18 protein-coding genes and 1 tRNA gene are annotated in these 22,509 nt (G+C 40.1%); 7 read left to right on the top strand and 12 right to left on the bottom strand.

Annotation, left to right across the window (positions count from 1 at the left end):
• Positions 1 to 121: 121 nt before the first annotated feature.
• The gene (bamJ, locus tag B151_RS0106630; RefSeq protein ID WP_040516738.1) at positions 122 to 874 is read left to right on the top strand and encodes a BamJ family beta-barrel-assembly machinery protein; all 753 of its coding nucleotides are present in this window, start codon (positions 122 to 124) and stop codon (positions 872 to 874) included.
• Between the two features lie 77 nt (positions 875 to 951).
• On the opposite strand, the gene B151_RS0106625 is transcribed toward bamJ, so the two are convergent.
• The 6 genes from B151_RS0106625 to B151_RS0106600 form a co-directional block, all read right to left on the bottom strand.
• A complete protein-coding gene (locus B151_RS0106625) occupies positions 952 to 2,250 on the bottom strand; it encodes a hypothetical protein (RefSeq protein WP_020402826.1) in 1,299 nt (432 codons plus the stop codon).
• Positions 2,251 to 2,588: 338 nt separating this feature from the next.
• Positions 2,589 to 4,397 carry an exodeoxyribonuclease V subunit alpha gene (gene recD, locus B151_RS0106620; protein WP_020402825.1) on the bottom strand — a complete coding sequence of 603 codons (1,809 nt, stop codon included), beginning with the start codon at positions 4,395 to 4,397 and terminating at the stop codon, positions 2,589 to 2,591.
• On the bottom strand, positions 4,394 to 7,909 hold the full coding sequence (recB, locus tag B151_RS0106615; RefSeq protein WP_020402824.1) for an exodeoxyribonuclease V subunit beta: 3,516 nt from the start codon (positions 7,907 to 7,909) through the stop codon (positions 4,394 to 4,396). The genes recD and recB overlap by 4 nt, the downstream gene beginning before the upstream one ends.
• Positions 7,899 to 10,970, bottom strand: coding sequence for an exodeoxyribonuclease V subunit gamma (locus B151_RS0106610; protein WP_020402823.1), 3,072 nt, complete (start codon positions 10,968 to 10,970; stop codon positions 7,899 to 7,901). Before B151_RS0106610 ends, recB begins: the two co-directional genes overlap by 11 nt.
• A gap of 54 nt (positions 10,971 to 11,024) precedes the next feature.
• Positions 11,025 to 11,285, bottom strand: a complete 261-nt coding sequence (locus B151_RS0106605) for a hypothetical protein (RefSeq protein ID WP_020402822.1) — start codon at positions 11,283 to 11,285, stop codon at positions 11,025 to 11,027.
• A gap of 4 nt (positions 11,286 to 11,289) precedes the next feature.
• Entirely contained in the window at positions 11,290 to 12,045 is a 756-nt protein-coding gene (locus tag B151_RS0106600) for a ParA family protein (RefSeq protein WP_020402821.1), read from the bottom strand.
• Positions 12,046 to 12,227: 182 nt separating this feature from the next.
• Between B151_RS0106600 and B151_RS0106595 the strand changes: the two genes are divergently transcribed.
• From B151_RS0106595 to B151_RS20495, 6 genes are all read left to right on the top strand, one after another.
• Positions 12,228 to 12,599, top strand: a complete 372-nt coding sequence (locus B151_RS0106595) for an acyl-CoA thioesterase (RefSeq protein WP_020402820.1) — start codon at positions 12,228 to 12,230, stop codon at positions 12,597 to 12,599.
• Positions 12,600 to 12,606: 7 nt separating this feature from the next.
• Complete coding sequence (locus B151_RS0106590) at positions 12,607 to 12,951, top strand: taurine dioxygenase (protein WP_245550366.1); 345 nt, start codon at positions 12,607 to 12,609, stop codon at positions 12,949 to 12,951.
• 14 nt (positions 12,952 to 12,965) lie between these two features.
• Entirely contained in the window at positions 12,966 to 13,976 is a 1,011-nt protein-coding gene (gene galE, locus B151_RS0106585; RefSeq protein ID WP_020402818.1) for a UDP-glucose 4-epimerase GalE, read from the top strand.
• Between the two features lie 75 nt (positions 13,977 to 14,051).
• Positions 14,052 to 14,133 (top strand) — tRNA-Leu (locus B151_RS0106580).
• Positions 14,134 to 14,375: 242 nt separating this feature from the next.
• Positions 14,376 to 15,452 (top strand): tyrosine-type recombinase/integrase, encoded by a 1,077-nt coding sequence (locus B151_RS0106575; RefSeq protein ID WP_169332194.1) that lies wholly within the window; start codon positions 14,376 to 14,378, stop codon positions 15,450 to 15,452.
• 44 nt (positions 15,453 to 15,496) lie between these two features.
• On the top strand, positions 15,497 to 15,835 hold the full coding sequence (locus B151_RS20495; RefSeq protein WP_083909876.1) for a tyrosine-type recombinase/integrase: 339 nt from the start codon (positions 15,497 to 15,499) through the stop codon (positions 15,833 to 15,835).
• Here B151_RS20495 and B151_RS0106570 read toward each other — a convergent pair.
• The 6 genes from B151_RS0106570 to B151_RS0106540 all read right to left on the bottom strand — a co-directional run bounded on the left by B151_RS0106570 (position 15,741) and on the right by B151_RS0106540 (position 22,509).
• Positions 15,741 to 17,339, bottom strand: coding sequence for a hypothetical protein (locus B151_RS0106570; protein ID WP_020402816.1), 1,599 nt, complete (start codon positions 17,337 to 17,339; stop codon positions 15,741 to 15,743). The two genes, B151_RS20495 and B151_RS0106570, sit on opposite strands and share 95 nt — an antisense overlap.
• Positions 17,340 to 17,349: 10 nt before the next feature.
• Positions 17,350 to 20,559, bottom strand: a complete 3,210-nt coding sequence (locus B151_RS0106565) for a type ISP restriction/modification enzyme (RefSeq protein ID WP_020402815.1) — start codon at positions 20,557 to 20,559, stop codon at positions 17,350 to 17,352.
• Positions 20,560 to 20,852: 293 nt separating this feature from the next.
• Positions 20,853 to 21,050, bottom strand: coding sequence for a hypothetical protein (locus B151_RS0106555; RefSeq protein ID WP_020402813.1), 198 nt, complete (start codon positions 21,048 to 21,050; stop codon positions 20,853 to 20,855).
• Positions 21,051 to 21,068: 18 nt separating this feature from the next.
• Positions 21,069 to 21,296, bottom strand: a complete 228-nt coding sequence (locus B151_RS0106550) for a hypothetical protein (protein ID WP_020402812.1) — start codon at positions 21,294 to 21,296, stop codon at positions 21,069 to 21,071.
• A gap of 9 nt (positions 21,297 to 21,305) precedes the next feature.
• A complete protein-coding gene (locus tag B151_RS0106545) occupies positions 21,306 to 22,034 on the bottom strand; it encodes a hypothetical protein (RefSeq protein WP_040516722.1) in 729 nt (242 codons plus the stop codon).
• The gene (locus B151_RS0106540; RefSeq protein ID WP_020402810.1) at positions 22,024 to 22,509 is read right to left on the bottom strand and encodes a hypothetical protein; all 486 of its coding nucleotides are present in this window, start codon (positions 22,507 to 22,509) and stop codon (positions 22,024 to 22,026) included. Before B151_RS0106540 ends, B151_RS0106545 begins: the two co-directional genes overlap by 11 nt.

The following is a 22,509-nucleotide window of genomic DNA, read 5'->3' as shown; positions in this document are numbered from 1 at the left end:
TCTTATGATGCTTAAATATACACAGATAGTTGATTATTTATTCCACTTTGGCATGATTTACCCTATTTTAACAGCCGAAAATTACACTCATTTAATAAAATACAATCATCAACTTAAAATTATGAAATTGAATAGATTAACGATTCTTGCAATTTTTGCTGCAGGATTCATGTTCACAGCTTGTAATCAACAAGGTGAAGTAGGAACATCCAAAGCCAGTTTAGATACCAAGCTCGACAGTGTAAGCTATGCCCTTGGGTTTCAGAACGGTACATTTCTTTCTCGGGAGGGTATCACTGAGATTAACATGAACGATTATAATGCCGGGATCCAAGCCGGGTTGTCCTCAGACAAAGGAGCTTTAACTCAATCACAAGTTATGGCTGTTACCAATTCCTATCTTCAGGAATTACAGGAAAAAAGAAGTCAGGAAAATATGGAAGAAGGAAAGGCTTTTCTTGAAGAAAACCTGACGAAGGAAGGAGTTCAGGAAACCGAATCCGGATTGCAATATAAAGTACTGGAAGAAGGTGACGGAGCTTCCCCTTCCGCCTCTGACGTAGTACGCGTTCATTACACTGGACGTTTAATTGATGGAACAATATTTGACACAAGTATAAAAGAAGTGGCTCAGGAGAATGGGTTATACAGTCAACAGAGAGAACCTTATGACGGCGCTCAATTTCCTTTAAACAGGGTTATTCCCGGTTGGACAGAAGGTGTTCAATTAATGAAGGAAGGCGCTAAATACGAATTCTATATTCCTTCTGATCTGGCTTACGGGACACGAGCTCCTCAAGGCAGTCCTATTGGGCCTAATGAAACCTTGATCTTTGAAGTTGAATTACTTGAAGTGCAACCGGCACAAAACTAATTCCGGTTTTAAACATTAAAAAAACCCCTTCACATTAATTGTGAAGGGGTTTTTTGCTTTTTAGGAAATTTACATTATCAGTTACAGAGGTTTATCAAGAACATGATACGAGCCAGAAGTTCTACTTCAGATTCCTCTTTTGAACTTTCACTTTGCACTTCTCCCTCAATGTTTGAATAAAAAGTGGCATACACTTCATTTACAATGTTTGCACTAAGTACTCCACTCAACGATGAAGTGAATACGGATTTAAATCCACTTGAAGCATTGATCTCACTATCTACTGCTACCACTACAGAAGCTTCAAATTTGCTGTCATTTTCAATCGCAGCTTGAACCTCATCATGGTACGACTCAAAAGCGGCTTTTACATCTGCAGCAACTCCAGCAGAAGATCTAAGTTCAGCTTTCAGATCCACCCCGGCCTGCACTATGGCTTCTTTGGTAGTTTCTGACATTTCAGCTGCTTGTGCTTCTGCCTGAACAGCATTATCTATGGCAACTGCAACAATCAGGGAGCTGTTTTTACGGATATTGTTTTTTACTTCATCTGAAACGGAAGATGTGCCCTTAACAGCTATTCGGCTCCACATCTCTATAGATGTAGCTGCTTCTGAGATCGTTAAACCGGCATTGGTATGAGCTTCAACTACTGCCTCAGCAAACATCTCTAAGGCAGCTTCTTGCTGTTCTTCAGAAGTAGCGGACTCCAGCTCAGATTCAAAACGTAATTGAGCTTCGGCCATGGCTTCAAAAGTAGATTTGAGAGCCGTTTCAGCATCATTCTGCAGTGCATCGGCATAATATTCAGCCCGTGCCTGAGCAGCGGTCTTCAAGCCAAATGCAATTCTTGAGGCTGCAGAACTTCCGGAACGAATTTCAGCGGCAGCTTCGCTGCCAATGGCGGTCTCTATATCTGCTTTACTTACCAGATCAGCACTCCCAGATGCCACTAACTCGGTAAATACAGCGGTTTCTGCACTTGACTCCGCATTTAGTGGCTTAAGCGTATAAGAAGACCCATTTTCAACATTTGAAGTTAAGAAACCGGCCCATTGCTGTCCCTCCTTCTCAGCAACCACCACTATGTGTTGATAAGATTCTGCATCAACATTTAAAGTAAAGTTACCGGAAGCATCCGTTTCGGTTTTGGTTCCTTCTATGGTTTCGAACGAACCTTCAGAGGTAACGCGGGCTGCGGTAACCACAGCTCCTTCAACATTATTGGTTTGAATTTTCTGTTGAGAGGTTTCTCCACTTAAAGAGCCATTGACCGTAGCAGTATCCTTATTACTGTTTGTTGAACAGCCCATTACAATCAGAAATGAACAAATAATCAGGTAAACTGAAAAATTATTTCGTTTAATTATCTTCATGATTCTTTGATTTTATGAATGTTCATTCACTTATAAAGTGCTGCAGGCCAGTATGTTCCAAATTTATAACATTTATTGATCACACTAGAGAAAAGCGAAGGCTCGTGCAGAAAGCATAACTATTAGGAAGCTATAACATGCATTAAGAACATTTATAAACAAATGATCTTATTTAATGGGATATTTGAAAAAGAAAAAGGGGAGTTGGCTATCAACCATCTCCCCCTGATACGTTGGCTTTTTGGGGTACAAATCTTTCAGCTACTATGCTTAACGTATAGTAGCTTTTTAATTTGAATATGTTCCAATATACACGAAAAAGTTAATAAAGCTTCTTTTCAAAACCCCCAGATTTTTTGTTTAACGCCACTTTTTCTGTGAACGGAATGTTCTACTGTTTTTTTTAGAATCTCTTTATTTGCAACCACAAGAGTATTTCGGCGTGCTCTTGTTACAGATGTATATAAAATTTCTTTAGAAAGTATTGAATTCATTTCATTTGGAAGCAAAATGGCCACATCCTCAAACTCTGAACCCTGGCTTTTATGCACGGTTATGGCAAATGCCGGTTCATAATGCTGAATACGTGCAGGCGAAATTTCCGGATTTTGTACTCCCTCAAAGCGGATCGTAGAATTTTTACTATCAAAAAGCCCGATCTCTCCATTTTTAATTCTTGTGGCCGGATCGTTCTTTGTAGCCATTATCGGCCTGCCATGATACCATTCTTCATTTTGTAAAAACCCGGCTTCTCTTTTGATCTCAGACTCAATCCGGTTATTGATGCTCTCAACTCCAACGGATGATCTGCGAATAGCACATAGTATTTTCTTTTCATTAGCGGTTGTTTGCATTCTTTGGGGTGTTTCATCTGCATATTTTCGGTAATGATGTACACCAAATGCCTTAGTTATGTACGAAATATTCTCCGGGGTTCCGGGAAGCCACTTTATATCCGGATATTTATTCTCTTCAAGAAGGGAAATAACTTGTTTGGAATCTCCTTTATTTATCGATTCAGCCAGTTTTTGGATTCCACTGCCTTCCTCGAATCTGTAGCTTTTAGTGAGAAATACTATACAGTCATTAATGGATGGAGCAGTCTCTTCTATTTCAACAGATCCGCCGGTTACTTTAGCCACAGCCTTCGCTGTTTCTTTCGAAAAAGAATTTCGTCCCTGGCACAGGTCGCCTAAAATTGAACCGGCCTCAACGGATGCTAACTGATCTTTATCCCCTAACACAATCAACTTTGTTCCTGAAGCAATGGCTTTTGTTAGTCTTCCCCAAAGATTGATATCCAACATGGAAGCTTCGTCAATGATCACAAGATCGTATGGCAAAGGATTGTTTTCATCGTATTTAAATGAGCTTCCCCTAAAGTCAGATCCAAGCAGCTTATGTACCGTCAAAGCTGTTTCAGGAATGGTTACCTTTGCTGATAAATTTTTGGGAAGTCGCTTTCTGCCCTCCTCTATCGACTCCATAAGTCTGCGTGCTGCTTTGCCGGTGGGTGCTGCCAGTGCTATATGAAATACTTCATCTTTATGAAGCTGTGCATGGGCTGCAATGATTGAGAGCACGGTATGCGTTTTTCCAGTGCCGGGACCTCCCGTTATAACCACCAAATCTTTCAGGAAGCTCAGTATTAAAGCCACTTCTTGCCAGTTTATTTCAAAAAGGTCTTTTCCCGGAGGTAAAATTTTCTTCAGAAGATTTTCCGCTTCATCAGTAAGAGCATGATGTACTTTTGCTTTTTCTCGTATCCAATGGCAAAATTCTTCTTCATACTTCCAAAAGCGATGGAGGTACAATCTTCTCTCTTCCAGCACCAAAGGCTGTAGCTCATGTCCGTTACTTACCAAAGAGCATGTGCTAAGTGCTTTTAACCAGTCAGATCTTAGCTCAGCTGTCAGTTCTATCCCTGTTTCCGGCTCATCAAATAAAAAGGTTCTTTCGTTAGAGCCACTCAGGTCTAAGCACAAATTACCATTTCGTTGAGCATAAATACATGCGGCCGCAGCTAACAGAACCTCATCACCAAGTTCTTCATCCAGTTCCATTAGAAACCGAACAAACTCCCTTTCAAGATCAGTTATGTAGCCTTCATTCCTCCAATTTGTTAATAATGCCCAGGCTGTTTTCATGCTGAACCCCTCTCAAAATATGAATCCAGCCGAGTGATAACTTTTTGCTCAGGCTTGTGAAAATATACGCCACTTCCTGGATGATCAGCATCTACCCCACGCAAATACAGATATAGTACTCCTCCAAAATTTGAATGGTAGTTATATTCCTTCAGACGAGATCTTAAATAACGGTGTAAAGCAAGCGTATAGATATGATACTGCAGATCGTAACCGGCATCTTGCATGGCTTGATCTAAGTTATCCTCCCGATAATCATCAAAAGAATGACCGAGGTAATTTGATTTATAATCCAGAATAAAAAACTTTTCCCCTTTCTTAAAAACCAGATCAATAAACCCTTTCATAAACCCAAACACTTTTTCATCCCCTACATCTGACTTCTTTTGATCCGGCCTTATCAGTTCCCATAAATGTGCCGTATTTATATCTTTTACCGGGAAGAAGAATTCCATTTCTTTCAGAACTTCCTGTCTCTTAAGCGTGGATAAGCTCTCTTTTACTCCTTTCAAATTATGATTCAGCACAGTTTTTACCCAGTTTGTAACCACCTTCTCCCAACGGTCTGCAATACCAAAATACTCCAGGTTATTGGAAACAACCTCTTGCAATTGCTCTGTTTGATTGAACTCTATGTCTTCAAATATTTTGTGAAGGCACGTTCCGGCATTAGCCCCTTTTGGAAACCCAAAAATATCTTCATTTATGATTTCCGGCTCAGGCTTATAGAGCTCCATTTCCTCGTATTCACTTTCAAGCCCGGATGACTCTTTTTGTCCTGCTAATGACGAATAACTGAGCATTTTAGGGAAATGAAAAACATCTGTCCGATCAAATTTTGCGGCGTGTAACCTTTCAGAACGATCATTTCCTTCGTCTATCTTCACACCTGTAGCCTTTGCCGGTTGCCGAACTTCAATATTTGATGCTTCTTTCAATTGCCCTGAAATAGTCTCAAAATCCTTAAAATTCCCCTTTCCATCCTGACCGTTTAGGATATACGCTATTGGTGAATCCGCAAGGTTTTTATAATCCGGCAACAAAACAAAACAAGCTGAACTTGCACGCGTCAATGCAACATAAGCCAGCCTGACATCTTCCGCTCTGTTTTGATGCTCCGTGATCGAACGATAACGCTCCTTTTCAGGATGATCCACCTTGCGACTGATGTCGATATGAATGGAATCATTATCATGAAATTTAAGCACTGAATTTTTATCCGTTGAGGCTCTTGAATTCCATAAAGACGGACAAATAACGATCGGGTATTCCAAACCTTTTGAAGCATGCATGGTTGATATCTGAATCAAATCCTTGTCGCTTTCGAGCCTCAACTCCTCATCTTCAGAAGTTGCTTTTTGAGTGTCCTCGTTAACTTTTCCATAAAACCATTTCAACAGGGACTTGGGATCCAGTTTTTGCATTCGCGCTGCTTTCGACAAAAGCTCAATGATGTGATACAAATTTGAAATACGTCGCTCGGCAGCAGAAGCATTTGCCACTCTTTCAACGATTTCAAAACCATACAAAAGCTCATCTAAAGCGACCTCAATACCCGATTGCTCCCAAGATTCTTTGATCTCATTAAATTCAGCCATCAATGTTGACCATTCTCGCTCATTCTCATCCAAATGCAACAGATCTAAAGCTGTATACCCCATCAACGAAGTAGCCAAAGCGGCACGAATACCACCCTCATAACTCATTCTTTGAACGGCACTTAAGATCCTAAGCAGTTCCTCAGCTTCCATAGTCTTAAAAACACTACTTCTTGAGCGCAATACTGCACTGATACCCCGTTCCCTCAATGCCGATTGGATGGTTTCTCCTTCCTTTCCTTCCCGGACTAAAATTGCAATGTCTTTTTGCTGAACCTTTTGTTTACCCAATTGATAATTGCCGGATAATAACTCGGTGATTTCATCACAAACTACGGATACAATATCTGAGCCAAGATCATCTTTATTGGAATAATACTCTTCATTTAATGCTATGAATTGCAGAGGATTAGGCACATCACCATTTGAATTTGTAAGGTATGTTTCTTCTTCTTTTTCCTCTGGATAAGAAGCTGCTAAAAATGACAATTTTTCCCGGTCAAGCAGAAAAGGATCTTCGGCTTGTGAGAACAGATCATTCACCCCTTCTATCATCCGGCTGTTGGATCTGTAATTATGCAGAAGATGATATGATTGCCCCTGATGCGTATCCGACTTTGCCGACAAGTAGGTAAAGATATCAGCGCCTCTGAAGCCATATATCGCTTGTTTTGGATCACCGATCATGAATAAGCCGGTTTCCTCCCTACCGTGATATATTTTTTTTAAAATATGGTATTGAACCGGATCCGTATCCTGAAATTCATCCACCAAAGCCAGTGGGTATTTTCTGCTTAATTTCTTGGACAAAATACCGGATTGGTCATTCGATAAACCCAACTCTGTTCTTTCGAGCAGGTCATTATAAGTAAGAACGTTAGAAGTTCTTTTTCTCTGCTCAAAAGCTTCTTTGATCTGCTTAGTTGAATCTAAAATAAAGGTGGGTTTAATAAGCGAAAATTGCTCTCTTAGCGCTATGTACTCGTCCATTTCCTTAAAGAAATTCAGATCAGGTACCTGGAAAGCCTTTTTACTCCCTTTGTCCTTCATATAAGATCCAAAACGTGCCAGCCGATCCGTAACCGCTATTTTTGGTTGATCTGAAGACAGAAGATCCATTAAACTTTGCCAATCCTCTTTCCAGCTGTTAGACCCTTTTTTGAAAGCCTGCCCGCTTAGTTTACCATTCAGATACATATCCGATATTTGATCTCCCTCTTTTTGCCAAGCCTGCTTTAATTGCTCAAATTGATCTTTCAGCTTTGCCAGCAGCGCTTCAAAGTCATCCTTTTTTGAGATCTGTGGGACGATCCTGGAGTTTGGGTGCGTAAAGGTCTCTTCGATAATATTTCGAAGTTCATCAGGCCCAAAACCGGTATCGCCTAAGTAATCAAGAATGAACCAATTCAACTCATTCTCATCGGTTGAATACATAAATTCCCGCCAAAAGTCATCCACGCAGTCCTGCAACAATTCAGATGCATCGGGAAGCAGTTCAAACTGAGGCGGCACATCAAACATGAGGCTGTATTCGTTTAAAACACGGTTACAAAAACCATGGATGGTAAATACGGCAGACTCATCAAAATTCTTAAGTGCAGTATCAAGCTTTTGTTTTGCACCGGTGTATTCCTGTTTGATCAAATCCGTAAGAAAGTCATCCTCTTTCGCTTCTCCATTCTCCAGGGCATCCAAAGCTTCTTTAATTCGGGATCTGATCCTGGATTTCAGTTCGGCCGTAGCCGCTTCAGTAAAGGTCATTACCAATATTTGAGAAGGCTCTAATTCCAACTCAAGAATAGCCCGGATATACAAAGAAGTGATGTTGTAGGTCTTTCCTGTTCCGGCACTCGCTTCTACCAAACTTATGCCTTTCAGAGGAGCCTCAAATATGTCCAGAGTTTTAGTTTTCACTCCTTCCCTCCTCAAGTACTTCTATGAATGGTTCCCAAAACATCAATGCGTTTTCTCTGAAATATGATTCAGTTAAAACATCTAACCTTTTATACAGCAACTGATTGTAATAATCAGAAGATTCAACAAAAGATCGATTATATCCCGGTTCCCATTCGCTTCTGCTTTTTAAAACCGCCGCCTCAGCATCCCCTTCCTTCAGATAGGTTTCTGCATATTTCTTTGAAGTAGAGGGAAAGAAAGCCGCTTTTTCGATAATGGGTTTTTCACTTAAAAACCATTGCATATAGGTTTTCAACACACCCTTCATTTTTGGTGAAGTTGGGATCTCAAAAATCTCGATCTCCGATTTTTCCCTGGAAACAAATATACTTTTCGAAATGGGCAGCCCGGCTTCAACCAATATTAAATGCTTCAGCCATAATTCAATTTCATTAACGGGTTTTCGCTTTCCAATTCTCGATGTAACCAGGCATTTCCCATGCACTCCCGGTAATGTTCCATACAGCTCAACGTCGTCAATCATCAAGCTGATATTCGCTTCCACTTCATCTGCTTCTGTTAGCCGGCCCACCTCTTGTTTCAATTCTTTGACAATTTGATAATGCTCCTCAAATATCTTTTCACCTTTTAATTTATCTGGTACCAATGCGGAAGATCTTGCGTAATCAAGCATCTGCTCCCCGGAGACTTCCTCATCCATATGCTGAAGCAAAAAGGCACTTAATTTGTATGATTTAAGGCCATCCACCTCGAAAGGTTCACGATCTTCTACTTCCGACAAATATAAACGATCTGATATCTGTAAATAATTTTGCACCATATATTTAGAAGGTTCACTAAAAAACTTTATAAAGTCATAAACCGATACTCTGTCAATATCTTTCAGATCCGGTTGTAGAAAAGTTTTACTTAGAAACTCCCTGGCGGTTTGATCCGATTTATATAAATTTTTTGCTATCTGAAGATTTACATTAGAGAATGATTCAGGCAGGAGATCCTCCTTAAAATAAATTTCACTAAAAGCGTGCAGACTGTGTTTATAAAACTGAATGGCTGATTCGGGCAAAGCTTCCCTTAATTCCTGAACAAGAGATGAAGGCAGTCGCTCAGAATCATTCTTTTGATCTTGTCCCCGGTAGCTTATCACTAACTGATCTTTTGCTGCAAATAAGGTTTCCAGGAACAGATAGCGATCGTCATCTTTCTGAATTCGGTCGCCGGGTTGAGGATCGGCATAGATAAGATCGAAATCAGGACGTACGGCCTTCCTTGGAAAAACGCTTTCATTCATCCCCAAAAAGGCGATACACCGGAAAGGCACCGACCGGTATGGCACATAAGAGCTTATGGTAATGCCCTGCCCAAACCGGCCGGAAGCAGATTGGGCATTTTCGAACTGAGTTTTGACCCAGCCGCTGATAATTTCGTAAGAAACCTCATTGACTCCGATACTGTAGCCAACCTGTTCTTTTAGCCTGCTCAATTTTTGAAAAATGGAAGCCGTGTGGTTCTGATCGTATTCATCCTGAATAAAAACCTTCACAAGATCTTCGCAAAACTTGATCCATTGCTGTGGAGATTTGGATTCCTGAACTTTTTCTGAAGCAGATAAAAGTCCATTTAAGAACAATGAAAAGCGTGCAGAAAGCTGCATATCGTCCGATGAATAAATTCCTTCAAAAGGAATCAAACGGTTGTATAGGGAGAGAGGATCGGGCTTCATGGCTAAGCCTGCAATCAGTTGATTTATGCCCTTCCTCCAGCTGTGCAAGGTGTTAAAGGAATCTCCCTTTCCTCTATAGATATGGTTTTTTGAGATCCACTCTTCCAATAAATCTACTTCATCATCCGAGAAAGAGAATGTATTCCTAACCGGCCTGAGACTAAGCAGCTCGATGACCTTGCCGGGTTTAAATGAACTCTTCAAGAGATCCAATAATTCAACCAGGGTGTGCTCCTCCACCCGATCATTGTTATAGATCCTTGAAATTGGCAGAGCAGGCTCTGTAGAAGTAAATATCGATCTGATCAAAGAAAAATACTCCTCAGGATCGGGAACCAATACAAGAATTTCGTGAGGCGACACTTCCGGGTGATCCTTCAAATAGTGCAGAATAGAATCTTTCAGCACCTCCACTTCACGGCGAGCACTGTGGCACGAATTGATACTGATCTGAGGCAAATCCGTTTTGGCTTCCTTGATTTCATTTATACTCACCTCGGTACCTGCTTTCTCGCAAAGTGAGAGTAAAAGCTTTTGCTGCTCATTAAAAGCAGAGCTCCAATCCTCAATGAGTTCATTCATCTCACCCGTTACTTCCTCAGTATCTATTTTACGGGCGAAATAAGTCACTTCCTTTTTACTGCCTATTGCTTCTAAAATATTCAGAAAGGGTTCACTTACGTGAGACAATCCAAATACATGCACCCTATCGGGAAGGCTTTGCAATATGCTCTGATCTTCATCTTTTATCCATTTCAGAAGTTGTCCATAAGCTTCTGAGCGAGTTGGTATGGTTCCGGTATCATTATCAGCCCTCCAATATTCATTTAATTTACGCCAAAGTATCGACTGCCAACCTTCATCTGCACTTTTGGTGACCATTTTACGGTCTATCCAGCTATTCATCATCTGGGGCCGATAAACCTGGTACTGATCAAATATATCCGCAATTTGTGAACTCAGATGAAATAAATAAGAATCCGTTTGTTCCTCTTTTTTTGAAAAAGGCATATGATCCAAAAGCTGCGGTTCATTTTTTAAAATATCATACAAGCACCACTGCATGGCATTTAGATCGGATGGCAGGTTTTTGGGAATATCATCTCTGACCAAGCGGAACAATATCCACAAAAATTCAGAGGGGAAGATGAATTTAAGATTACCGGAAATGCCTTTTTCCTGAGCCCATTGTAAGGACAGCCACTCTTTGATCTCATTATTTTGAACGATCACCCAAATCGGTTCGAAAACACTTTCCTCATCAGTATCAAAATCCTGAGAGATAAAAGCATTGGCTAAAGTCTGTAGAGAATGAGATTGAAATATTTGAATCATAATGTGCTTTTAGCTGGAGCACAGTATAAGAAAAGCTGAGACGATGTGATATCCTTAGCCGGAGGTTTCCTGAAGATGACGTTTCAGGATGTCATTCACGATCGAAGAATAGGATGTGTCTTGTTCGTCCGCCATAGCTTTAATTTTATTGACCAACGGACTTTCAAGATAATAACTTGCCGTTTCTTTGTGTACCCGCCCCTCTTCTTTCTCTTCCTTCTCTTTCTCATTAGAAGGAGCAATGAAATCAAAAGAAGCATGGCTCCGCGTGCTGTATGCAAGCGGATTATGTCCAAGACTCTTTTTCTTACCCATTATGTTAGTGGCCGTTTTTTATTTCTTTGGCTAACGCGAAGTAATCTTCTGCTCCGGCACTGTTTCCATCATACTCAAAAATTGTTTTATGGTGACTGGGTGCCTCAGCAAGTGCAACGTTATCCCGAATTATTGTTTTGAAAACCTTAGGACCAAAATAATCTTTAATGTGCCCAACAACTTCCTTATTCAGGTTTTTGCGGCTGTCATACAACGTACAAATAATTCCTCCCACTTTAAGCTGATTATTAAGCCTTTGCTGTACTACTTTAACCAGATCTAATAACTTTGAAAGTCCATGAAGAGCCAAATATTCTGACTGCAAAACAATAAAGATATCCTTCACCGCCGTAAAAGCATTTAAGGTTAAAAGTCCCAGGTTTGGTGGGCAATCGATCAAAACATAATCATAATCCCGCTTTTCAAGATCTTTGATCACATTCTTTAGCAGACTCTCCCGTGCAGGCTCGCTCGCTAACTCAAGCTCAGCTCCGGATAATTCCAGCGAAGAAGGAATAAAGTCAAAACCATTGTGCGAGATGATGATGTCATCCAATTTGGCGGAACCCCTGAGCGCGTGATAGATCGTTTTTTCCAATCTGTGCGAGTGCGTGCGAAGCGAATAGGTAAGATTAGCCTGAGGATCGAGGTCGATCAATAATACCTTTTTACCAAGCTTTGCCAGCCCTGCCCCAAGGTTAATAGTGGTTGTAGTTTTGCCAACTCCGCCTTTTTGATTTGTAAGTGCAATTGTTTTCATAATATATCTAAGCTCTGAATATTCCTTTTTTTACTTAGAAAGAGTGAAAGTGAACCTTTTTGTTACAATAATATTAGTTCTGAAATTTATCTAATAGAAGTTTCTAATTACAAGAAAAAGATGCTACTCCATTTGCGGGATATCTGTTATCTTCTTCAGGAATCAAATGGTTAAAGTAAAATATGAGATTTTTTAGCAGAAAGCTTATCAAACCCCAGGATCTGAATGCCCATGGTACCCTTTTTGGAGGTTCGGTGCTAAGCTGGGTAGATGAAGAAGCTGCTATTTACGTGCTTTGTCAGCTTGGAAAAGGCAACATAGTGACCAAGTACATGTCGGAAATCAACTTTGTGAACTCTGCTAAACTCGGTGAAGTTATTGAAATTGGCATGGAAACGGTAAAGTTTGGCACTACCTCCATCACGGTAAAATGTGTAGTACGAAATAAGTTTTCCAAGGAAACCATTATCAGTATAGATAAAATTGTATTTGTGCATCTTGATGAATTTGGGAAACCTACCCCCCATCACATAACAGAACCAGCCAACGAATAAGTGAAGTTTGAGTAACAAAAAACTAATTGATTTTTCGGGCGTCGAGGAGATGCTGTACGGCGAAGAGAAATTCATTAAAGAATTTTCAGAGGCCGCTATTACCTCATTCTCTGAATTCAGGGAGCATTATTATAAATTTTTGTTGAACCGGGACGAAACCAATTTCCGGAAGGCCGGTCACAAGATAAAGCCCGTTGCCCAAATGCTTGGCCTGGACCTTATCGTTGAGGAATATGAATATGCCAAAACACTGATCTGGGATGATAAACCGGATGAAGATCTCAAAAAGTCTGCAGATAAAATGCAGGACATCTGTTCTACAGTAATCAAAGAATTAGAAGCTGAAATTTAATCCCCCCATTTAATATGAATGTACTTGTAACTGGCGGTGCCGGCTACATTGGAAGCCACACGGTGTTAGAACTGCTAAACGAGAATCATAACGTGATTGTGGTCGACAACCTGAGTAACAGCAGCAAAGAAGCACTACGAAGGGTTGAAAAAATTACCGGAAAACCTCCTGTTTTTTATGAAGAAGATTTACTCAACAAACAGGCCATCAACCAAATTTTTGAGGCTCATAAAATTGATTCGGTTATTCATTTTGCCGGGTATAAAGCTGTTGGGGAATCGGTAGAACAACCCTTAAAATATTATGAGAATAACATCACAAGTACCCTTATTCTTTGTGAGCTGATGAAAAAACACGGCGTTAAAGACATCGTTTTTTCATCATCGGCAACCGTATATGGAGATCCACATGAAGTTCCCATTACGGAAGATTTCCCGCTTTCTGCAACCAATCCTTACGGCAGAACAAAGCTATTTATTGAATACATTCTCAAAGACCTTCACGTAGCAGATAACTCATGGAATATTGCTTTACTCAGATATTTTAATCCTGTTGGAGCGCATAAAAGTGGATTAATCGGTGAAGATCCAAACGACATTCCCAACAACCTTATGCCATACATTTCGCAGGTTGCCGTGGGAAAATTGAAGCAGCTTTCTGTTTTTGGGGATGATTATCCCACTCCCGATGGCACCGGAGTTCGCGATTATATCCATGTCGTAGATCTGGCCATTGGACATCTTAAAGCGCTCGAGAAATTAGCATCCAATCCCGGTCTGGTGGTTTACAATTTAGGAACCGGCAAAGGCTCCAGTGTTTTGGATATGGTGAAGGCTTTCGAAAAAGCGTCCGGTAAAGAAGTACCTTACAAAATTGCGCCACGCCGCCCCGGAGATATTGCTGCCTGCTATGCCGACCCTTCCAAGGCTGAAAATGAGCTCGGTTGGACTGCCAAACGCGGCATCGAAGAAATGTGCGAAGACACCTGGCGCTGGCAGTCTCACAATCCAAATGGCTATAAATAAGTTTTCGAATAAACCTAAAATCAACTTTGTAGAAGTGGGTATTAAAACCTTATATTTGTTGCCCGTTTCAAATAAGCCAAAGTGGCGGAATTGGTAGACGCGCGCGACTCAAAATCGCGTTCCTTCGGGAGTGAGGGTTCGAGTCCCTCCTTTGGTACTGATTAATGAAAAACACGTTGTACACCATATTAAGCCCGTTTTATTGTAAAATAAAACGGGCTTTTGTACTTTTACTTACTGCTGTAAGGGACCAAAAAAAGAGTGTTTTTATGAATCAATTCCGATTTAAGGGGTACACATGGGGGTACAATAATGGCATCACTTAAGAAAAGAGGCCGCAGGTATTATATTCGCTTTTCAAAGACGGTAAATGGAAAACGAATCCGAAAAACATACAGTTTGGGCACTAATTACAAAAGTATAGCCCAAAAGAAGTTAGAAGAGCTTGAAAAACTCAAGCAACAACATGCGATAAACCCGTTCCATCCGGATTTTGACATTGATGAAGCCCTGGGAAATAATAAAGAAGACTTCCCCTATACCCTTCAGGAAGCGAAAGAAAAATTCTTAGCTACCAAACAACATTTAAAGGCTGCCAGCATTGACTTCTATACCCGAAATATAGATCACTTTTTCAGTCACCAGGATATAGCTAATCTTCACCCTGGCAGATTAAGTTCTGAAAAGGTAGAAAACTTTCTTTTCAGAGGTGGGATATCTGCTGATTCTATTCATGCCAATGCTCGGGGACTCAAAAGCTTTTTCAATTATATGATGGATAAAAGATGGATTGACAGAAACCCTCTGGACAAAATTAATCTTCCTGAGAAAAAGGTGAGCTATCACAAAAAGATGTTAACGATAGAAGAGTTTCATAAACTTTTTAAGACATTTGATGAACATCAGGCAAAGATCTCTAAAGAAAAGTGGTATAGAACACATCATAGGCAGGACTGGTTTAAACCGTTGATAGCAACTTACTTTTATACAGGTATGAGGCTTCATGAAGCTGCATACTCTCCAAAATTGGATTACTCCGGACTAAAAGGATTAAACATTATGAAAGATTGTTCTGTTTTTTACCTAGGTCCGACCAAAAGAGAAAAAGAGCGTTATATCCCAATCTCTAAAAAGCTGCGACCATTCCTATTAGACTACTTCCAGATCCGGGGCTGGCCCACTCAGAATGAGTATGTATTTATACATGAAGGCGGACGTTATGATGGAATGCCTGTTCGTGGCAAGGCTGCACGAGAGGCTTTTAATGAATATTGTGACAAGGCAAATATTGATAAAACTAAAACCATGCATGGAATGAGGCATTCGCGTATTACTCAGTGGATTCGAGATGGATTTTCTGTTGCGGAAGCTGCTCAAATGGCGGGAAATTCTATTGAGGTAACAGCAAATGTTTATACTCACCTTGCCTACGAGCCTTTAATAGAAAAAATGAAACGATTGGAGGCTGACGATTAAATTGAATTTTACCCATATTTATAATTCTACCATTCGACTAAACCATCCAAGAAATCAGGCATAAAAGAGCCACAAAATGGCTGGAAGATGGTTTTACCTTAAAGGAGGTGAAAGATATGCTTGGCCACAAATCTATTAGTATGACGGATGAATTGTATACTCATCTTACACCAAGCAAATTAAGAGATAAATTAGCACAAGTTGAAAAAACCAATCTAAATCTGTTAAGCGCATGCACCATCATAGTCCTAAAAAAATATAAGACTCTTATTAAAGGTAGAAATTACTTCACCTTATTTTTTCGTCATTATAAAGTACCATCACGCCGTCTATATCATACTTTTTCATTGAAGCTTCTCTCATATCTTCATGTGCAATTTTAGGGTCATCATTTATTTTTGATAAGATTCGATATTGCTCAATTCCAATAGTATTAGTTTCTAACTTATAAAAAAGCTGATTACCATCAATTTTACCGGTCTTCGTGGGCACGCCCTGAATCAGCAGTTGAATGGGCAACAAATATTCACCAATTGTAAGAGAAAGAGGATATAGTATTATTGTCTTAGAATATTTTGACAACTCATTATCAGTAGAAAATTCAAATCGTATTTTAGTTAAATTTGGTGATAGAAGATTATTTAAAAAACTAAGTCTGTTAACCTGAGATCTAAGTTCATTAGGATTTATACTTATATCTGTTTTTAAATTTAAATAATTTAATATCGTATTTGCTGATTTAATAGACTTAAAGTACTCTAAAGGCAACTTTTCTTTATAATTTTTAAATGTAATTTTTCCACCAATAAAAGGATCTCCATTGTTGGATATATGAAAAATCACTTTTTCTGTACTATTTAATTCATCAAAAAACAGCATAAGATTTGTTATGTCAACCAATTCAGAAAGCTTTGCTTCAATTCTGAAATCTGGGACATCAAAAAGAAAATCAATCCTCCCTCCTTTCGGATAAATTGAAAACTTAATAAATGGTGCCTTATATAAAACCTTCCATTTTTTTTCATTCTTAACGATTTGACCTATACCTGTTGGGATATAGTACTCGGTACTAATTTCAACAGATGATCTATGATCCTCGGTTAAAAACTTTATTGTAGCTGGTCCCACAGGTTCAATATTTGTAAGGCTGAAATGACCTCCTTCTTGCTTATTAACCACAATTTCATGCCCGAACCTTTTATCGGTTACCTCCCAGTCATACACTTCAACTTTATCAACCTCACCTAAGTATAAATCAACCATAAAAGCTTCAATATCATCATTATATTTATCAGGTAACTTACCCTGGAAATGGATTTGACCTGTTTCTCCTTCGTAACCGACTTTCTCTCTTAGCAAATATTTTTTTTCGGAATAGCTTTTTTTAGTATTAGTCAAGTTATTCAGAATTATTCGTTTTAACGCTAAACCATTAAGAGAGGTTAATTCTTCAGCAATTTCCCAAGGGAGTGCTAACCTATAATTATTTAATCTATTCCATTTATCTTTTGGAATAATTCTAATTTTCTCTTGGACTTTAGCGATTATTTCTTTCCAAACATGAAAAAGATGCGCTTTTACTGGTTCTCCATCTTCATCTACCTGAATTAATAAATAGAAAGCAGGAATTGGGGCATCGACCAATTTCTTTAGGTTTGACAGCTTTATATTACGATTCCCTCTCTCCTTGGTAGTCGTTTTTACTTGGATTAAAGTACGATCATGGCTGTCATCTTTATCAAGTGATTTAATATCATTATTATATGTAAGGGGTAATGCAACTAAAAAATCCCAACCATCTTTATCGACAGTAACTCTATTTGGAATTAAATCTACCTGATGGCACCATTTTGCCAAAATAGATTCTCCTAAATTACCTGTATCCATATCTTTCTATTTATATTTCCAAAACTACATCAATCTCTTGCATCAACCGGTCAGTCTCCATTAGGGCCGCAATTATTTTTTGGTAGTAGCGAATTTCATCTATAGATAATTCTCGGTCCCGCCGGTCTTTGAGCCATTTTTCGGCAGGTTGGTAGCCGCCGATGTAGAACTCCCAGGCTTTTTTTGGCACGTTGCCGAAATACTGTTCTTCGTTAATCCAAACTTTGCCGGTTGTTTCATCATCGTCTTCCGGAATAAACCCGGGCTCGGTCTTCGTTAGTCGGTTGGAAATGACATTGCTGCCTGCAATAGGATAAGTGGTTATAAACTCATCCACCACCGGATGCTCCAGCAGGTGTATTTGGCGCAGCTCGCCGCCCAATTCTACCAGCTGCCAGAAGAGTTCGGGATCGTCTGGGTAAGGCACTATTGGAAAATCAATCTTTAGAAACTCTTTGTACTTCTCCCGGTAGCTTGGGGAGTGAAGGACGGCATAGATATAATCGAGCAGATCAATGGGGGCAAAGGTACCTTCGGTTTCTTCTTTTTCCGGAGTGAATTTGAGTCCCAGCTTTTTCGAAATTTCCTGAACGATCTTCTTATCTAAATTCGGCGTGCGCTCGGGCTTGCCATCGAGGGTTTGTTGGGTGGATTCTTCTGGGTAAAGATATAATGGGCATAGATAGTCATTACCATTATTTCCCAAATAATGACTTCCTTTAACATTAATATTTTTAGTTACTGTCACATGAGTAAAATCAGCGTTTACATGTTGTTTATTTACAACTAAACCAATGTTCTCATTTCCAATAAAATGACTCATTGTATCATGTCTGGGGTAGGACAAGATCCCTTTTGAGTCTTTTGAATAAAATACATAACGGTAATCGAATGGCTTATAATAAAGTTTCTCAATAGTATAGTTACCAGAATCTATTACAAATTTAGCGTTTTCGTATTTCCAGTCGCGACTATCCTTAAGATTATCATACTTTGCTCTAAATTCTGTTTCCCTGAGAATTAAAAAATCATTTTTCACATGATTCAGGGTTTCCTTTTTAAAAGAAATGAGGAGTGAGTCTCTGGCGGTAACTAAACCACTTGAATAATTCAAAAATAAACCTTCTAAAGTAAAACCAGCCTGATATACCTCTAGACCGTCATAGTTTTTATTTGTGAAAAAATAATTTGGGGCTCTTAAGTCACTCAAACTCCACTCTATAGTGTTTAACTGACTATTTGATAGAATGTCATATTTCTTCTTTCTATTACCTATTAAATCATAGTAATAGACCTTTCCAGGCTTATCTTTATTAGATCCAGAATTAATGAAAATATTAATGCTTACTCCCTGCATTATATCGAAAACATTCTCATCTTTTTGATTACTTGATTCGATACTTCTTTTAGAATTACCATGCAGGTTTAATACATATATTTTATCAAAGCTTTCTAATAAGCTTTCTCTCATACGTCGAAAAACTTTTCCGTCTAAGAAACTATTATTTGTAATAAAGGCCAGCACACCATATTTATTTTTATCAATGAAATATTGACCGTACCTAATAAATTTTATGTAGTCATCCGATAAAGAATTATAGCTTTTCTCTTTTAGTTCTTTTTTATAATCATCAATCAGGTTAATTATCCATTCGGACTTATTAGAGCTACTCACTGAATAAGGCGGGTTACCCAATACAACCATCACTGGAGTATCACGCTTAATGTGATTGGCTTCATTAGCCTCTTCACTAAGCCAACCAGCAAAGAGGGTTCCGGTATCAGGATGGTGTTCCTCCAGAGAATTGGTGAGATATACCCGAAATCGTTCGCTTCCGCTTGGTTCTACACCGGTTTCGCGAAGTAATAAATCCAGTTTGAGATGAGCCATTGCGTAACTGGCCATTAAGATCTCAAATCCATTCAGACGGGGGATCAAGTGTTCTTCCACATAGGTAGCCCAGATGCCTTGCTGTCCTTCAAACTTGGAATGAATCTGCTTAATCACTTCGGCCAAAAAAGTTCCCGTTCCTGCTGCGGGGTCTAAAATCTGTACTTTATGAACTTCGCGTTCTTCTTCTACCATTCCGCCTTTATGGCGCTTATCATGGGTAGGCACTTTTACCTTCACTTTGGTTTTGGAAGTATCTGCTAAGCCGTCCTTCAAACCAAACTCATCTTTCAGGATATCATCTACGGCACGGACAATAAAATTCACCACTGGCTCGGGGGTGTACCAAACGCCCCGGCTTTTGCGCAGCTTGGGATCGTATTCCGCCAAAAAGGTTTCGTAAAAATGGATGATCGGATCTTGCTGCTGCGTGGATTTCCCGAAGTTTTTGAGGAGTCCGTTCACATCGGTGGCGCGGAAAATATCGGCGAGTCCATCCACCACCCACACAATGCGGTCATCCAAATCGTAACCCGCAATATACTGGAACAGTTTTCTGAGGAATGGATTGGTTTTAGGAATAAGCGAAGCGGCTTCATGGCGATCAAACGTGTCGAGCGTGGGATCATGCAGCCGGGCCGCAAACATGCCATAGGCGATGGTTTGTGCATAGATGTCCGCAAACTCTTTCGCTTTAATATCATGAATCAGCACATTTTGAAAAGCGGCCAGTTGTTCTCGCAGGGTATTATTGGCCGATTCGTTGACTTTTTTCTTCTGCTTTTCCTCATCGGCATCTAACGCTTTCTCAATCACGTCCGCTAAAATCCGAGCTTTACCGGCCATCATCTTACTCAGCTTATTGGCACTGCGGATGGTTTGTCCAACATGTGTTCCAAAATCCTTAATTATATTCTCGAACTCACCATAATTTTCAGACTTTCCAACGATTTTTCCATCCTTGATCTCAGCAATAGAGACAGAAGTCAGAAATTCTCCATCTCGATATACACGGAAATCGAGGTAATCAGTAAAGATCAGATTCGGAAGACCAGTCTTGTAACGTTCAAACTGCTCCTTGTTTTTCTTCTTACCCTCAAGATCCGGATCACCTATGTCTTTAGCTTCGATATATCCAACTGGGATTTTGCCTTTGGTGAGGATATAATCCGGGGCTCCAACATCGGTTCTGGAAGGTTCATTGGTGATAAGCAGATCCGGCAGAACATCTCCAAGCAGAGTCTGTAAATCACCCCGATAGCTATGTTCCCGCGAAATGCCTGATTTGTATCGTAAATTTAGCTGATCAACGTATTCCTGAATGGTCATAGATAAACAATTTGGTTGGCGCTTATCCTAACAAAATCAGGACTTAAAGACAATCCCAAATATTGTTCCTTACCACTTCCCCACCGGGCAGTTGCTTGAAGGGCTTTTTGTTTTAGCTGCTAAGGTGCACCCGCATTTTGTGCAGTGTTCGTCTCTCCGGAAACCGGAATAGTTTCCATTCTTTGAATTAAATGGGCAGGCCCGGCAAATTTTAATTCGCCGGGCTGCCATCTCTTCATTTTGCCGGGATGCTCCAAAAATTACCCTGGACCATCCGCCAAAAAGTCCTCCCATTACCCTTTTACTCCCCCTATAATGCTTGGTTCGTCTCCTGGAGTGATACTTCCTCCGGCATCAAAGGTGGATTCGAGTTGCATGGGTTCATCACCTTCATTGATCGGGTGACATCCTGTCCAGTGATGGCAAGCTACACCGCCGGCAAGTTCGTAACAAAACAACCATTCACTACATCCAAAACTTGGCCAATCCATACTATTCCTCTTTTAAGTTTAGTTGATATTATTGCTAAGCTGATCCGGCTCCGTTATAAGCTGAGGGTCTTCCTGCAATGAAAACTGCCTGAGCATTTCATTGGCAGGGTTAAATCCATACTCTTGTTCAAAATCCGTAACACTCAGTGTTTCAGATCCTTGCTCACCGCTGCTTTCATCTACATAATCAACAGCGACCGTTCCTTCATTGGGTTTGTAGATTGTTCTAAGTGCTTTCTTTGACATTGTAGCCTCTTAATTGATGATAACTGCTGCCCCGGCCACACCGGTTGCTAACCCAATCCAAAACCAGGGCAATCGTTTACGTTGGGGTTTCAGTTCAGTAAAACTTTTGTATTCCAGGCTTTCAAAATCCGGACTGGAAACGAAGGTTAGAACTCGGGATTGATCCCGGCTAACCGTGGACACCACATCCAAACGGATATCCCGAAGCTGCTCTAAGTAAAGTCGTTGCCGGAATTGTCGCTGCTTAAATTCTACGGTTCCGGTTACCAGGAATAATCCGCCACCAAATTGACGTTGAGAGATGAACGTGGTATCAGCCAGGGTTTTCATATCGAGCAGATCAAGCCGGGCTTTTCTTAGAAATGCTGTATTCGCATCTCTTAGTGTATCTTTTTCACTTATAAATGAATTTTTGGGAATATCCTGCCACTCCTCTTTATGGGTTTCCAGGGAATCTACTTTCAGTCGGAGCTTTCCGGTTAACCGTGCGTAACTGGCTATGGCATCCCCATATTCCAGGATCTCATTGGCCAGGGCTTTGTTTTGTTTCTTAAGGCTATCAATAATACTTCCCCTATCCAGATAAGCAGATCTCTGTACCCAGGCCGTGGAATCTATTTGCTGCGTACCGCCCGGAACTTCCACCACCCTCGGGTTTTGCCATTGATATACGTTCAATGCGATCAGTCCTATGATCACAAGCAGAATAGCCGCGGTATGTTTTAGATCAATGCTCATTTTCTGAATCATTTGGATCCGGATCAGGAAGATCCAGACCAATGGTTTTTTCAAACAGTTCTTTGAAATGACTGATGATTTGAACGGATTTTTTGTCGCCAAACAGATTCCGGATCGTAGATATAAACTCAGTGGAAATGATATACCCAAACCCAAAAACAATGAATTTTTGAACGGCGAACAGGTTGGCCAATACTACCATGCCAATCAAGAAAGCTATGTGAATGCCAATTTTCACGTATTGGCTATTCAGTTTATCGACACTGAATGAACTTCCTTTCTTTTTGGCTGCATACAGGCCGCTGACAAAATCCAGTATCCAAAAAATCGGGAGAGCCACTACAAATTCAATCGGAACTGTAAACAAGGCAATGACGGCAGCTATCACCGCTTTAAGCAGCGGATTTTCTAAAAAAGACTGCATGATCATTTTATAAAAATCGGGGTGTAACATATTTACAGTTTCTGCTTTCAT

The organism is Gracilimonas tropica DSM 19535, from assembly GCF_000375425.1.
Lineage (GTDB): Bacteria > Bacteroidota > Rhodothermia > Balneolales > Balneolaceae > Gracilimonas > Gracilimonas tropica.
The sequence above is the reverse complement of the archived record's forward strand: the minus strand, read 5'-3'. Positions and strand labels throughout refer to the sequence as shown.